Source organism: Blautia sp. SF-50 (assembly GCF_900101315.1).
Classification (GTDB): domain Bacteria; phylum Bacillota; class Clostridia; order Lachnospirales; family Lachnospiraceae; genus Blautia_A; species Blautia_A fusiformis.
Window position 1 is genome coordinate 37,350 of sequence record NZ_FMUW01000015.1, and the last position, 14,854, is coordinate 52,203.

Annotated in this window: 15 protein-coding genes, 1 pseudogene and 1 riboswitch; of the genes and pseudogenes, 15 read left to right on the top strand and 1 reads right to left on the bottom strand. The window is 41.7% G+C overall.

Going from position 1 to position 14,854, the window contains the following annotated elements:
• Nucleotides 1-54: 54 nt before the first annotated feature.
• The 14 genes and pseudogenes from BLP57_RS10595 to BLP57_RS10660 all read left to right on the top strand — a co-directional run bounded on the left by BLP57_RS10595 (nt 55) and on the right by BLP57_RS10660 (nt 13,022).
• Nucleotides 55-1,038 (top strand): helix-turn-helix transcriptional regulator, encoded by a 984-nt coding sequence (locus BLP57_RS10595; RefSeq protein ID WP_092071568.1) that lies wholly within the window; start codon nt 55-57, stop codon nt 1,036-1,038.
• 7 nt (nt 1,039-1,045) lie between these two features.
• Nucleotides 1,046-2,188, top strand: a complete 1,143-nt coding sequence (locus BLP57_RS10600; RefSeq protein WP_242872611.1) for a PDDEXK nuclease domain-containing protein — start codon at nt 1,046-1,048, stop codon at nt 2,186-2,188.
• Between the two features lie 47 nt (nt 2,189-2,235).
• Nucleotides 2,236-2,355 (top strand): annotated as a pseudogene (locus tag BLP57_RS10605) (methionine--tRNA ligase subunit beta); the annotation flags it as partial.
• A gap of 167 nt (nt 2,356-2,522) precedes the next feature.
• Nucleotides 2,523-2,897, top strand: a complete 375-nt coding sequence (locus BLP57_RS10610; protein ID WP_015526677.1) for a GntR family transcriptional regulator — start codon at nt 2,523-2,525, stop codon at nt 2,895-2,897.
• Nucleotides 2,898-2,899: 2 nt separating this feature from the next.
• Nucleotides 2,900-3,748: an ATP-binding cassette domain-containing protein gene (locus tag BLP57_RS10615; protein WP_092071572.1), complete on the top strand. Its 849-nt coding sequence runs from the start codon at nt 2,900-2,902 to the stop codon at nt 3,746-3,748.
• Nucleotides 3,745-4,419, top strand: a complete 675-nt coding sequence (locus BLP57_RS10620; RefSeq protein ID WP_092071575.1) for an ABC-2 transporter permease — start codon at nt 3,745-3,747, stop codon at nt 4,417-4,419. Before BLP57_RS10615 ends, BLP57_RS10620 begins: the two co-directional genes overlap by 4 nt.
• A 155-nt stretch (nt 4,420-4,574) precedes the next feature.
• Nucleotides 4,575-5,933 carry an MATE family efflux transporter gene (locus BLP57_RS10625; RefSeq protein ID WP_092071578.1) on the top strand — a complete coding sequence of 453 codons (1,359 nt, stop codon included), beginning with the start codon at nt 4,575-4,577 and terminating at the stop codon, nt 5,931-5,933.
• A 147-nt stretch (nt 5,934-6,080) separates the two neighbouring features.
• Nucleotides 6,081-6,254, top strand: a riboswitch (cobalamin riboswitch).
• 136 nt (nt 6,255-6,390) lie between these two features.
• Complete coding sequence (locus tag BLP57_RS10630; RefSeq protein ID WP_015526672.1) at nt 6,391-7,320, top strand: ABC transporter permease; 930 nt, start codon at nt 6,391-6,393, stop codon at nt 7,318-7,320.
• Nucleotides 7,321-7,335: 15 nt separating this feature from the next.
• Nucleotides 7,336-8,199 carry a nickel transporter permease gene (gene nikC / locus BLP57_RS10635; RefSeq protein WP_021650926.1) on the top strand — a complete coding sequence of 288 codons (864 nt, stop codon included), beginning with the start codon at nt 7,336-7,338 and terminating at the stop codon, nt 8,197-8,199.
• Complete coding sequence (locus BLP57_RS10640; protein ID WP_092071580.1) at nt 8,180-8,971, top strand: ABC transporter ATP-binding protein; 792 nt, start codon at nt 8,180-8,182, stop codon at nt 8,969-8,971. Before nikC ends, BLP57_RS10640 begins: the two co-directional genes overlap by 20 nt.
• A gap of 9 nt (nt 8,972-8,980) precedes the next feature.
• A complete protein-coding gene (locus BLP57_RS10645) occupies nt 8,981-9,919 on the top strand; it encodes an oligopeptide/dipeptide ABC transporter ATP-binding protein (protein WP_059086421.1) in 939 nt (312 codons plus the stop codon).
• A 29-nt stretch (nt 9,920-9,948) separates the two neighbouring features.
• Nucleotides 9,949-11,517 (top strand): nickel ABC transporter substrate-binding protein, encoded by a 1,569-nt coding sequence (locus BLP57_RS10650; protein WP_227588809.1) that lies wholly within the window; start codon nt 9,949-9,951, stop codon nt 11,515-11,517.
• Between the two features lie 4 nt (nt 11,518-11,521).
• Nucleotides 11,522-12,274 (top strand): class I SAM-dependent methyltransferase, encoded by a 753-nt coding sequence (locus tag BLP57_RS10655; protein WP_022426108.1) that lies wholly within the window; start codon nt 11,522-11,524, stop codon nt 12,272-12,274.
• 1 nt (nt 12,275) lies between these two features.
• Nucleotides 12,276-13,022, top strand: a complete 747-nt coding sequence (locus BLP57_RS10660; RefSeq protein WP_015526666.1) for a class I SAM-dependent methyltransferase — start codon at nt 12,276-12,278, stop codon at nt 13,020-13,022.
• An 11-nt stretch (nt 13,023-13,033) separates the two neighbouring features.
• Here BLP57_RS10660 and BLP57_RS10665 read toward each other — a convergent pair whose 3' ends face one another.
• Nucleotides 13,034-13,807: an alpha/beta hydrolase gene (locus BLP57_RS10665; protein ID WP_092071587.1), complete on the bottom strand. Its 774-nt coding sequence runs from the start codon at nt 13,805-13,807 to the stop codon at nt 13,034-13,036.
• 171 nt (nt 13,808-13,978) lie between these two features.
• Between BLP57_RS10665 and BLP57_RS10670 the strand changes: the two genes are divergently transcribed.
• Complete coding sequence (locus BLP57_RS10670) at nt 13,979-14,827, top strand: NifB/NifX family molybdenum-iron cluster-binding protein (protein ID WP_092071590.1); 849 nt, start codon at nt 13,979-13,981, stop codon at nt 14,825-14,827.
• Nucleotides 14,828-14,854: the final 27 nt, after the last annotated feature.

Genomic DNA, 14,854 nt, shown 5'->3' on the forward strand with positions numbered 1-14,854 from the left:
TGAGAATGGTTATATTTCATATAAAGTATTGTGAAAATTTAGAAAGGACGGGCTATGGAAACAAAGCCAAGAATTTTATATTTACAAAAGATTTTACTGGAAAGAACCGATGAAGAAAATCCTCTTTCCACAACACAGTTAATCAATATATTGAATGAGGAATACGGAATATCTGCACATAGAACGACGGTCACAAAAGACATTGCAGCACTTCAGGAGTTTGGAATGGACATTGTTACTATCCATTCTACTCAGAGCAAATACTTTGTAGCCAGTCGTAAGTTTGAATTGCCGGAACTGAAATTGCTGATAGACGCAGTAGAGTCATCAAAGTTCATTACAAAGAAGAAAAGCGAAACTTTGATTGAGAAGATACATACGATGACCAGTCCAGGGCAGGCATCGAAGCTGAAGCGTAATAACTATGTGGTCAATCGTATTAAGCCGGATAATGAACAGATATATTATATCATCGACGCTATAAATGACGCCATCAATGCAGGTAAGCAGATTTCTTTTCAGTATTATGATTATACCGGATTAAAGAAAAAGGTTCTGAAGAATAAGGGCGAAGTGTATAAGTTCAGTCCGTATAAACTTCTCTGGTGTGGGGACTATTATTATGTTCTCGGATATTCTGAGAAGAAAAGCAAGGTTATCAATTTCAGGGTAGACCGTATTGCTTCTAAGCCGGAGATACTGGATAAGGACACTATTCCTATGCCTGATGATTTTGATATTGAGAATTACACAAAGGAAGTTTTCTTTATGTTCTCAGGCGAGAAAGTTTTGGTGGATTTACGGTGTGATAACAGCCTGATGAAAACAATGGTTGACCGCTTCGGAGAAGATGTGACAACCCTTGCGTATGATATGACGTCTTTCAGAGTACAGACCGAAGTATCAGCCAGTCCTACCTTTTTCGGTTGGGTGTTTGGCTTTAATGGCAAGGTACAGATACTTGCACCGGAAAGTGTGAAGGAACAGTACAGACAGATGATTGCAAAATCTGATGAGGATATGCAGGAAAGCGAATAATTTGAAAATGAAATCCAAAGGAGCGATGGCTATGGAGAATAAATTAGAAAAAATCGGTCAAAATAATTTTATGGATAATTTTGTTAAAACCGATGACATCTTAAAGGATATGTGTGAGATTATTGAATCTTCACAAAAGGCTGCATATCGGGCGGTCAATACAACGCTGATACAGAGAAATTGGCTCCTTGGTTATAGAATTGCAAGTGAAGAATTGCAGGGCGAGGATAGGGCAAAATATGGAGCTGAAATTATAAAAAAGTTAGCAAAAGAATTATCGGCTGAATATGGAAAAGGTTATACAAAGTCGAATCTATATAGCTTTTATTCTTTCTATAAGACCTATCCTGAAATTTTCCAGACACCGTCTGGAAAATCTGTTGGACTATTGTCTTGGTCACATTATGCAGCGTTATTACAGGTTAAAGATGAGGAAGCTCGTGACTGGTATGAGAAAGAAGCCGTAGAACAAACTTGGAGTGTCCGTACTTTGCAGAGGAACATTTCTTCTCAGTATTATTACCGTATGCTGGGGACTCAGAAAAAAGAGCTTGTAGAAAGTGAAATGAAAGAACTGACAGCACCGTATCAGAATGATAAGTTGGAGTTCATCAAAAATCCGGTAGTTGCAGAGTTCTTAGGTTTTTCTCAGAATACAGATTTTACAGAGAGTGACCTTGAGAAAAGTATTCTTTCCAATTTGCAGAAATTTTTGATGGAGCTTGGAAAGGGATATGCTTTTGTGGCAAGGCAACAGCACATTCATACGGAGAAGCAGGATTATTATATCGACCTTGTATTTTACAATTACATACTGAAATGCTTTGTCCTCATTGACCTAAAAACTGAGAAGATAACACATCAAGATGTAGGACAGATGGATATGTATATCCGTATGTATGATGAACTGAAACGCAGCGAGGGCGATAACCCAACAATCGGTATTGTTCTTTGCTCCGATACAGACGATGATATTGCCCGTTATTCTGTTATGCACGGCAATGAACAATTATTTGCTTCCAAGTACAAATTATACCTGCCGACAAAAGAAGAACTGAAAGCGGAGATTGAAACTCAAAAGGCAATGTTTTATCTTCAGCAGCAGGATAATGAAGACAGAAACAAAAACTATACTTTTAACATTGAATGAGTTAAAAAGAAATAAAATAAGAGCATTTGATCAGAATGAATTCCTTCATGATGGGAATCGATTCCGAGGGTATGCTGATCTCAGCAGTACCTGAGGAAGATGGTCATGAAGGACTGAACCTTCTGATGGTAGATGACAGAATCCCGGCAGGTGCAAAGCTGTACTAAAATTAGATATAAAACAAGAGCACTTCTCAGAGTTAATAATCAGAAAACCGAGAGGTGCTTTTTTCGTGCTAAAAAATATATCCTGGCAGTCAACTACTGCAAAACAGTATATAACAGTTGACAACAGTATTACACTGTTATATACTGTTTACAACAGGAGGGAACATATGAAGATTATAATCAATAATACATCGATGGTACCAATTTATGAACAGATTATGGAGCAGATCAAGGCGCAGATCATCTCCGGAGAATTAAAAGAAAATGATATATTGCCGTCCGTGAGAACAATGGCAAAGGAACTGAAGATCAGTGCACTTACTGTGAAGAAAGCATATGACAATCTGGAAGCAGAGGGCATGACAGTCACAGTTCATGGGAAAGGAACGTATGTAGCGGCTTCGAATACACAGCTGATGGAAGAAGAGCGCAGGAAAGAGGTTGAGGCGGATCTGGAAGCAGCAATTCAGAAGGGAAGGCGCTGCGGAATGAAGGAGGAAGAGATCCGTTCGTTGTTTGAACTCATCATGGAGGATGAATGATTATGTTGGAGATTAAAGGAGTAAAGAAAAGCTACGGTGAATTTCAGTTAGACTGTTCGTTAAATGTAGAAAAAGGAAGAATCACCGGTCTGGTTGGAGAGAACGGAGCCGGTAAGAGTACTTTGTTCAAGGCAGTGCTCGGACTCATTTCTTATGATGCCGGTGAGATAAAGATCCTGGGAAAAATACCGGAAGAGTTAAGTGAAAAAGAGAAAGAAGAGCTGGGAGTTGTCCTGGCAGAAGCCGGATTCAGTGTATACTTGAAAGGGAAAGATGTTGAGGCAGTCCTTGCCAAATTGTATCCAAAGTTTGAAGCAGAAAAATTTCATCAGATGTGTGAAGAATATCAGATTCCGTTGGATAAATTTATAAAAGAGTACTCAACAGGAATGAAAGCAAAGCTGAATCTGATCATTGCATTGACACATCAGGCAGAATTCCTGATGCTGGATGAGCCGACAGCAGGGCTTGATGTCGGAGCGAGAGAAAGGATGCTGGATATTTTAAGAGAGTATATGGAAGAAGAACCGGAGAGAAGTATCCTGATCAGTTCACATATTTCTTCGGACTTAGAACATCTGTGTGATGACATTTATGTGATACATAAAGGAAAGATTGTACTTCATGAAGCGATGGATACGATTCTTGAAAAATATGCAGTGTTGAAGGTCAGTGAGGAACAATATCAGGCAGTGGATAAAAGGTATCTTTTGAAAGAGAAAAAAGAGTTTTTTGGAGTTGCCTGTCTGACGAACGAGAAGCAGTATTATATAGAAAATTATCCGGAAATCGTAGTAGAGAGCGGATCACTCGATCAGGTGATCCTGATGTTGACAGGGGGCGAAAGATGATGAAAGGAATCAGAGGGCTTTTGGAAAAGGATTTTCGATTGTTTTTTCGACAGGGTGGTAATCTTTTTTTGGTGTTAGTGTTTGTAGCATTGTTTTTTATACTTACAGGAAAAACGGCAGCTGCTTTCATTGCAATGTATATCCCATCTGTTCTGGCGATATATTCAGGTAATACGATCAGTTATGATGAAAATGGCCATGGTTACACATATTTATTTTCTTTACCCGTAAATAAAAAAATATATGTCAGAGAAAAATATATTTTTTCCTTTATCATGACAGCATGTGGATGGTGCATTGGAATGATCTGTGCAGGAATTATGGTACTCATAAATCCTGAAGAGGTGTTTGATCTGGAAATGCTGGCAATGGAGTTGATCACATTTTTTGTGTTTCAGGCAATTGCGGGAATTATGATCGCGATCAGGATAAGGTTCGAAGGAGAGAAAGGGCGAATTGTGCTGCCAATCGCAATTTTAATTATTTTTGCGATTTGTTATACAATTAGATCTTTTGTGAAGACTAACTTGGGATTAAAAGAAAGTATTCTGCATATGATAGGGGGAATAGGGGATTTTGAAATCGGGATTGCCCTTATTGTGCTAAGTCTGCTTATATGGTTTGCTTCGTATAAGTATAGTATGAGCGCCATGAAGAAGAAAGAGTTTTAATATAGGCGTGGCAAAAATGATCCATTAAAAATAATGATCATAAAGATGTAATAGCTACCAAAAATATGAGAAAAACTTTGTGAAAAAATAGTCTTGTGTTTCGTAAGAGTCCCTTGTAAAATAACGGACAAGGATGAAAAGAAAAGGAGATTCTTATGGGAACTAATGAAAAAGATATGACTGCCGGATCTCCCGGAAAACTGATCATAACTTTTGCCATACCAATGATGCTTGGAAATATTTTTCAGCAGTTTTATACAATGGCAGACACCATGATTGTCGGACAAGTGGTAGGAGTTAAAGCACTGGCGGCAGTAGGTGCCGGAGATTGGCTGGTATGGCTGGTGTTGGGGATCATGACAGGTATCACACAGGGTTTTTCTATTCTTGTATCTCAGTATTATGGAGCAAGGGAAAAGGAAAATCTGAAATGTGCAGTAGCGAAAAGCTATATCATGACAGCATTACTGTCTGTGGTCGTACTCGCAGTAAGTGAAGGTACAGTTTATCATGTTCTTTTATTTTTACAGACACCGGATAATGTCATTAATCTGACAATGCTATATTTGCGGCTGATCTTTGCGGGAATCCCGATCATAGCTGCTTATAATATATTTGCAGCGATCCTTCGGGCACTTGGAAACAGCAGATCTCCGTTGATCGCAATGACAGTGGCAGCAGTGATCAATGTGGGACTGGATCTGTTATTTGTGGCGGTTTTTGGCTGGGGTATTGCCGGAGCAGCAGTGGCAACCGTTATCGCACAGGGATTTTCAGCCTTGTACTGTTTGATCGTATTACGTAAAATCCCGGATATCCGCCTGGAAAAGAAGGACTTTTACAGGCAGCCCTCTATGAGCCTGCGGCTTTTGGAACTGGCGGTTCCTCTTGCGATACAGAATGTGATCATCTCCGTGGGAGGACTTGTGGTACAGTATGTGATCAATGGATTTGGTTTTCTGTTTGTGGCGGGATTTACGGCATCGAACAAGCTGTATGGGGTTTTGGAGATGGCTGCCATTTCATATGGATATGCTATTACAACCTATGTGGGCCAGAATCTTGGTGCAAAAAAATACCAGAGGATTCGAAAAGGCGTGCGCAGCGGCACTTATATGGCAGTGCTCACTTCGGCTTTCATTTCCGGCATGATGGTACTGTTTGGACGTAATGTACTGTCCCTGTTTGTATCCGGTGAACCGGATCAGACCCGACAGGTATTGGATATAGCATATAAGTATTTGTTTATTATGGCTGTCTTTTTGTGGGTGCTGTATCTGCTGTATGTGTATCGTTCCGCTATCCAGGGCCTGGGTAATACTTTGATTCCGCTTGCCAGCGGCATTGCAGAATTTATAATGCGTGTCAGTGTTGCGCTGCTGCTGCCAAAACTGATCGGTGAAGATGGAATATACTATGCAGAGATCTGTGCATGGAGCAGCGCAGCTGTTTTATTATTCGTAAGTTATATGATCATTATACGGAAATATAAAGAAGTCACCGTTCATACATAATGTTATTTACTTAAGAGATTTATAATAATACAGGCAGAAAATATCCGGGTTTCACTATGAAATGTTCAGATATTTTATATTTGACAAAAAACTATTTATATAAAAAGAAAAGTATGATATTATAATATTTATTCATTGCAACTATGAAAATTGAATAGTCAGAAGGGTGTACAAAGTACTTAATAAGGAATCTGGTGAAATGCCAGAACAGCCACCGCTACTGTGACAGGGACGAAAACCAAAATATCACTGGAGAGATCCGGGAAGATGGTAAGTAGGAAGAACTGGAGTCAGGAGACTTGCCTTTTTGACAGAAGAATTCTGATTCGGATGGGATACAGAAGGAATAAGCTCTGCCTGAGGTAGAGGTTTGTTTTTTGTGCTGATATGATGCTGGATCATATCAGCTTTTTTTATTTTAACCGAATAAACAGATGAAAAATGAGGAGAGATGAAGATGGGAAAAGTAATTGCAAAGCGTTTTATATTTATGATTCCGGTAGTGCTGGCGGTTACATTTATTATTTTTATGCTGAGTTTTATATCGGCAGGTGATGCTGCCAGAGTGCTGGCGGAGAAAAAATATGAGCATCCGTCACCGGAGCAGGTAGAAGAAGTACGGCATGAGGAAGGACTGGATCAGCCGGTGCTGGTACAATACGGGAAATGGCTGGATCAGGCACTTCATGGCGATTTTGGAAAATCATATTCTACCAGAAAACCGGCTTTTGAGGAATTAAAAAGATATTTTCCACAGACATTTAAACTGGCAGTTACTTCGTTTTTATTGTTGATGATCGTATCAGTCCCTCTTGGAATTTTGTCGGCAATTTATGAAAACAGAGTTCTGGATAAAGTCATTCGCATTTTGTCGTCCCTCAGTGTATCTATGCCGTCTTTCTGGATCGGTCTGATGCTGCTCTATATATTTGGAGTAAAGCTAAAAGTGATTTCCGTGATCGGAGGAGATGCCGGAGGCATCCCGATTCTTGCGGCATTTGCCATGGATATCAGTTTCTTTGGAATTATGACGAGATTGATCCGTACCAATATGATACAGGTGCTGAAGCAGGATTACATACGTGCCAGCAGAGCTAAGGGATTGTCATCTGTAAATGTAATTTTGCGTCATGGTCTGAAAAATATCCTGATTCCTGTGCTGACACGTCTGGTATCAATTGTGATCGGTTTTTTCTGTGGCTCAGCTGTGATAGAAAGTATTTTTTCAATTCAGGGAATCGGAAATCTGGCATTGAAATCCGTGATCTCAAAAGACACTCCGGTGCTGCAATGTTTTATCTTTATTCTGGCTGTTGGCATTGTAGTATTAAATTTTCTTGTGGATATCGCCTATTCTGCGATTGACCGGCGAATCCAGTTAAAGTAAAGGAGAGATCATAGAATGGGAAGCAGAAGAAAGCAGAAAACAGAAAAAAGCATGATCCAGAATCTGTACTGGAAACAGGTATTCCGGTCACCGAAAACAAAAATAGGATTGATGGTGGTCATAATTTTTGCATTGGCAGCTATTTTTGCACCTGTACTGGCGCCGCATGATCCGCTGCTTGTGGATGTTTCGATAAAATTAAAGAATCCGTCGGCGGCATATCCTTTAGGTACTGATCAGCTGGGACGATGTATTTTATCAAGACTTCTCTGGGGCAGCCGATATTCACTGAGCTACAGCTTTACGGTGCTTCTGATCACCGTATGTGTCGGGGTGCCAATCGGACTGTTTGCCGGATATGTAGGTGGAAAAATCGATTCCATAATTATGAGGATCATTGATGTATTTATGGCTATGCCGGTCTTTATTGTGGCACTTGCCATTGCAGGAACCGTAGGAGCCAGCGGCGCTCATCTGATTCTGTCCTTATCGGTCGTATCCTGGGCAGAATATGCAAGGCTTGCCCGAGCATTGACACTTCAGGAAAAAAATAAAAATTATATGACCGCACTAAAAGCCGGCGGCTGCGGCCACGCAAGGATCATATTTAGGCATGTATTGAGAAATATCCTGCCATCTGTGATCGCACTGGCAACAATGGAAATCGGTTCGATCATTCTGTCAATTGCCGGTTTTTCCTTTATCGGACTTGGTGTGCAGGCACCGACACCGGAATGGGGGATCATGCTCAGTGACAGTAGAAGTTATATCCAGACTTATCCAAGACTGATGTTTTATCCGGGCATACTGATCATGATCATTGTTCTGGCATTTAATTATCTGGGGGAGGGAATACAGAATGGAACAGCCCAAAAATGATGTTCTAAAGGTAAAAAGACTACATGTGGAGTTTCAGACATCTCACGGAATGGTTCATGCAGTAAAAGATGTCAGCCTGGAAGTAAAACGCGGAAGGATCCATGCTCTGGTGGGAGAAAGTGGAAGCGGCAAGTCAGTTACCTCTCTGACGATCATGAATCTGCTTGCAGGAAATGGAAAGGTGATATCCGGAGATGTGACACTGAACGAAAAGAGTCTTCTGAAGTTATCAGGAAAAGAAAAACGACAGTTATACGGAGACAGGATCGGAATGATCTTTCAGGATCCGACTGCTGCTCTTGATCCGCTTTTTACAGTTGAACAACTGCTTCTGGAAGGACTGAGAAAACATCGCAAAATGAGCAAAAAACAGGCAAGGGAAGTAGCGTTGGAAAGTCTGCGGATGATGAATCTGCGTGATCCGGAAGAACTGATGAAGAAAAAACCTTACGAATTGTCTGGTGGTATGTGCCAACGTGTTATGATCGCCATTGCCATGTCCATGAAACCGGATTATCTGATCGCAGATGAGCCGACGACAGCCTTGGATGTAACCGTACAGAAGCAGATCCTGGAAGAAATCTATCAGCTATCCAGGAAAGAAAATCTGGGCGTGTTATTTATTACGCATGATCTGGGTGTGGTGGCAGAGATCGCAGATGATGTTTCGATCATGAAAGACGGCGAAATAGTGGAAAACGGAACGGTTGAAGAGATCTTTTATCATCCGCAGCATTCATATACAAAAAAACTGTTGGATGCAGTTTTATAGGGGAAAAGTATGAGTACGTTACTAAAGACAGAACATTTAAAAAAATATTATGGCAAGAAAAAAATTGTGAAGGCAGTGGATGATGTAAGTCTGGAAATCCATGCAGGATCATCCATGGCCCTGATCGGTGAAAGTGGAAGTGGTAAAACTACATTCGGAAAGCTGATCGCCGGCCTGGAGAAACCTACAGATGGAAAATTCTGGTTTCAGGGACAGGAAATGCAGGATTTGTCTGAAAAGCAGTTTCGTCCATATCGCAAGAATCTTCAGATGGTCTTTCAAAGCAGCAGCGGGGTATTTGATCCCGGTTATACCATTGGAGAAAATATTCTGGAAATTTTGAAATTACATGAAAAACTGCAAGAGGGTGAGTATGAAGAGCGAGTAAAGGAGGCTTTGATCCAGACGGGGCTTGATCCGGATATCCGCAACCGTTATGTTGGACAGATTTCAGGAGGTCAGTGTCAGAGAGCTAATATTGCGAGAGCATTGGTATTAAGACCGGAACTTGTGATCTGTGATGAACCGGTATCCAGTCTGGATTATTCCATACGAAAGCAGATCCTGCATCTGTTAAATGAGCTGCAGGAAAAATATGAGATGACCTATTTACTGATCACTCACGATCTGTCCAACGTTCCATATCTCTGCAAAGAGGTGGCTATTATGTATCAGGGACGCGTGGTCGAGTTTATTGATCATACGGACAGCTTAAAGGAGACTGCCGTACATCCTTATACAAAAGATCTGTTTGATTCTATTCCGGTAAAAGAACCGAAAATGCGAAGAATCGGATCGCAGGAAAAGAAAATATTTTCAGATACCATTCCGGAACAGGGCTGCCCATATCAGAACCGGTGCAGAAGATGTACAAATATATGCAGAGAGCATATACCGGAATTGACAGAAATTGAAACAGGACATTTTGCGGCATGTCATATGCTGTAAAATATAAAACAAACAAAGGAGAGGAAGAAATGAAGAAAAGACGTGTAGCAAAATTGATAGCATTGAGCATGGTGGCGGCAACTTTACTGACAGGTGTCAATGTACAGGCAAAAGAGGAAAAAGTAGTTACGGCAATGACATCCATTGATCTGACTCCTGAACTTTGTGACCCTATAAAAAGTGGTCCGGACTTTCGTCTTTATGAAATGATCTATGATCCTCTGGTACGTTACGGAGAAAATGGAGAAATCAAACCGGCATTGGCAGAATCCTGGGATATCAGCGAAGATGGCACAACCTATACGTTCCATTTAAGAAAAGATGTGAAATTCTCGGACGGCACAGAGTTTAATGCAGACAATGTGATGTGGAATTATAACAGATGGGTGGAACAGGATGTGATCGGTAACTTTTCAGCCAAACTGGAAAATGTTACAAAGGTAGATGATTATACTGTAGAATTTAAGTTCGCAGAACCATGTTATACTCTGCTGATCGAATTCAGCTATCCAAGACCGTTCCGTTTTACCTGTGAAAGTGCACTGGATGAAGATGGAGAATTTTGTCAGGAAGTGGGTACCGGAATGTGGATGATCGACAGTTATGAAAGCGGTCAGGAGGTTGTCCTGGTACCAAATCCTAATTATTACGGTGAGAAACCAAATATTGATAAAGTAGTTCTGAAACAGGTGGTAGACGGTGATGCCAGAGTGATGGCACTTCAGAGTGGAGAGGCAGATCTGAATCTTCAGGATATTCCATCCGAAAGCTTCAGTATTATCCAGGCAGATAAAAATTTATCGACAGAACAGCAGGTTTCCACACTTTCTTACTATCTGATCGAAAATTATGATACACCGGCGCTTCAGGATGTAAACGTACGTCAGGCACTGAATTATGCAACAAATAAAGAAAGCATTGTAAATGATCTGCTGGATGGTTACGGCAATCCTGCAACCGGACTTATGTCTCCGACAGTTCCTTATGTAACAGAAGAAAACAGCAAGGGCTATCCATATGATCCGGATAAAGCAAAGGAACTGTTAAAGGAAGCAGGATATGAGGATACAGATGGAGATGGTATTGTAGAAAAAGACGGAGAACCACTGAGCCTCAGACTGGTATTCCAGACTGAAGAATATGCTTCATGGAAATCTCTTTGTGAATTCCTGAAATCTGAATATGAGAAGGTCGGTGTAGGTATTGAACTGGTAGAAAAAGAATCCGCAGCTTACTATGATGAGATCTGGAACACCAGAGATTACGATCTGTGCATTTACCGCAGCTATGAAGATTCCTGGATGCCTCATGGATTCCTGAAATCAATGTTCTATGCGGAAGATGGAGCAAAGGCAGTAAACTGGTACGATGAGGAGCTGAACAAAGATCTCGGAGAAGTATTAAAGACACAGGATGAAGAAAAGCGGACGGAATTATACGATAAGATCCTCACACGTATCAATGATCAGGCAGTAACAGTACCGCTGTATTATCCGAACCGTGATTATATCTATAACAATACCAGACTGACCAATGTAGAGCTTGCACCGACTGCCTATGAAGGCATTAACTGGGCAACACTGGATGTAGTGGAGTAAAAAAATGTTTGAAAAGATCGAGAATAAATGGACAGAAGATTCCGGTGATTATGATGATATGATCCAAAAACAATTGAGTAACAAAAGAACGGTATCTTACTGGACAAAAGAATTGAAAAGACTTCTTGGACCTGAGCCCCTTCGTATTTTAGAAGTGGGCTGCGGCCCGGGTTTTATGAGCATCATAGCAGCGCGTCTGGGACATGATGTAAAAGCGATCGATGGTTCATCAGGAATGGTAGAAAAAGCCAGAAGGAATATGCGACAGTATCATCAGCAGGTGGAAATCTGTGAGGAAGATGGTGTAACTTTGCCATTGGAACAGGAACAAAGCTATGATGTGATACTTTCCAGAGATGCGGTGTGGACATTATATGATCCGGAAAAAGCTTTCAGACGCTGGAAGGCTGTATTAAAACCAGGTGGAAGGATCATTTATTTTGATGGGGACTATCGGACCGTCGAACCCACATTAAAAAATAAGATCCATATGAAAATTGCTGATTTTCTTATTTATGTTACAGAAAGAAAAACATATGGATCTGACGTGAAGGAAAACAGCGGAATTTATGAAAAGCTGCCATTTACATCGCAGAAGCGTCCGGAAGCGGACTTTCAGATATTAAAAAAGGTACGCTTTGCCAGGATCCAGATCAGAGAGAATCGATGGCTGAACAGGCCATGGACGATGGATTTCTGGAAATACGGATATCAGGGAAAAAAATTTATTGTAGTAGCCACAAAGAAGGAGAAGTGACATGCAAAACGATAAGATCAAAGAGTACTGGGAAGGAGAAGCTGGCATTTACAGCGAAGGGATCAAGGCAGAATTGAAAAGTGAAACAGCAGAAAACTGGAAGAATCTGATTCTGGAGTATGCGCCGGAAAAAGAACATCTGGAAGTACTGGACGTAGGCTGCGGCCCGGGATTTTTTGAAATTATGCTGGGAAAAGAAGGACATCATGTGACCGGGATCGATATTACTGAAAATATGATCCATGAAGCAAAGGAAAATGTAAAGGCAGCAGGTTTATCCGCAGATCTGATGACTATGGACTGCCACAATCTGAATTTCCCGGATGAGACATTTGATATGGTTATCTGCAGAAATATCACATGGACGCTGGACGATCCACAGAAGGCTTACAAGGAGTGGCTGCGTGTACTGAAAAAAGGCGGACGTCTTTTGGTATCGGACGCCTGCTGGTATCTGCATCTTTATGATGAAGAAAAGAAAAAGATTTACGAGGCACATGATGCTGCTATGTGGGAAAAATATGGAAGAGGTATCCATGCTCATGAAGATGCGGAAACAGGGAAAGAGCTCAGCAGTAAGCTGTTTATGAGTGATAAAAAGCGTCCGGTATGGGATCTGGATTACATGATGGAGATCGGCTTTTCCAAAGTGTTTGCCCTGAAGGACATCAGTGATATTTCCAGAACTTCCATGGAACGTGAGCTGAACAAGCTGACACCTCAGTTTTTAGTGGGTGGAGAAAAATAAGAGGACCGGCGTTAAATAAAACGCTGGACCCGCTCCATTGTGGTTTTTAGAATAAAGATATCCGTCAGTACATCACTGGTTTCCAGAGAATGGTTGGCGTTTTGGGTGAGAAAGAGAGGGACATCTTTCTGCGCTGCCAGTTCCCGGATGGAATCGGTTTCGGCCCAGGGATCTGCGGTGCCGTGGAAGGCGATGCTTCCGGCAAGAGGGAAGGAAAAGGTCTCTGCAAGAGGCGTGAACAGGATGCTTTTTACAGTCAGATCGTGTCGGGAAGCATAGGCAGAGGAGATGACTGTACCAATGCTTTTGGAAATAAACAGAATGTTGCCATAGGAATTCCAGTCGATGCTGCCTAAGGAGCGTTCTGTTTGTTCCAGGGCAAGGTCAAAGGCCTGTTTCATTTTTTCAGGATCTCCTTTGACATTTTCCGGGAGGTTGTCATAGGATACCGTGCGGATCTGGTAGCCTTGTTTGCTGGCAAGGCGGCTGGTATAGTACAGAAGCGGCTTGTCGGCAGTGTATCCGATGCCCGGAAAAACAACTGCTAATTTCGGGGCATTTTTATCTGCTCCGGCTGTATGAGCGGAAACTTTTGCATAGAGCATCTGCAGCTGAAGCTTTTCCTGAAGTTCCTTTAAGGTAATGGAGATCGTACAGGAATCGGATGGAAGATAATCATAATCGGTAACAATGTCGTCCTCTTCCATGGAATAAACAATGTGTGAGGAACCCATGAGTTCCATGTCTTCTTCAATATCTGAAAGTAATTCTTCGTATGATTTCATTTTAGTTCAAACCTTCTTATTCAAAAAATCTTTTATTTTTACAGATGCCTCTATTATACTGGATTCATTGAATGACAGCAAGAGCCGGCAGAGAGAAGTTAAACCTTGCTTTTATCCTGCCTGCACGATATACTAATATAATACATATCTGACTAATGGAGGGTTTTACAAATGAAAATTGCAGCAACATACGATAATGGAAACATTTTTCAGCACTTTGGAAAAACGGAGTTTTTCAAGGTATATGAGGTGGAGGATAACAAGGTTGTTTCCAGTGAAGTGATCAGCTCCAATGGCACCGGACATGGTGCACTTGCCGGACTTCTTGCAGATCAGGGAATCAGCGTTCTGATCTGTGGCGGAATCGGCGGCGGCGCTCAGACAGCACTTGCTGAGGCTGGTGTTGAGTTATGTTCCGGAGCACAGGGTGACGTAGATGCAGCTGTGGATGCTTATCTGAAGGGCGAGCTGGTATCCACAGGTGTGAATTGTGATCATCACCATCATGAGGATGGACATTCCTGCGGCGGTCATGAAGACGGACATTCCTGCGGAGGCTGTGGCGGAGGATGTGGTTCCCAGCCATCTATCACAGGTCCTAATGTCGGAAAAACCTGCCGTACACATTACAGAGGAACCTTTAATGACGGAACACAGTTCGATTCTTCCTATGACCGTGGCGAGCCACTGGAATTCATCTGCGGAGCAGGCCAGATGATCAAAGGCTTTGATGCGGCAGTTGCAAACATGGAGGTTGGCCAGGTGGTAGATGTTCATCTGATGCCTGAGGAAGCTTACGGTATGCCGAATCCGGATGCGATTTTTACACTTGAGATCGAACAGCTTCCGGGTGCTGAGGATCTTACTGTAGGACAGCAGGTATACCTCTCCAATCAGTATGGTCAGCCGTTCCCGGTTAAAGTTAACGCAAAAGATGAAAAAACCATTACTTTCGATGCTAATCATGAGATGGCAGGTAAAGAGCTGAATTTCAGAATTGAATTAGTAGAAGTGAAATAAGAAGGAACAGTGGGAGGTGCTGTATGG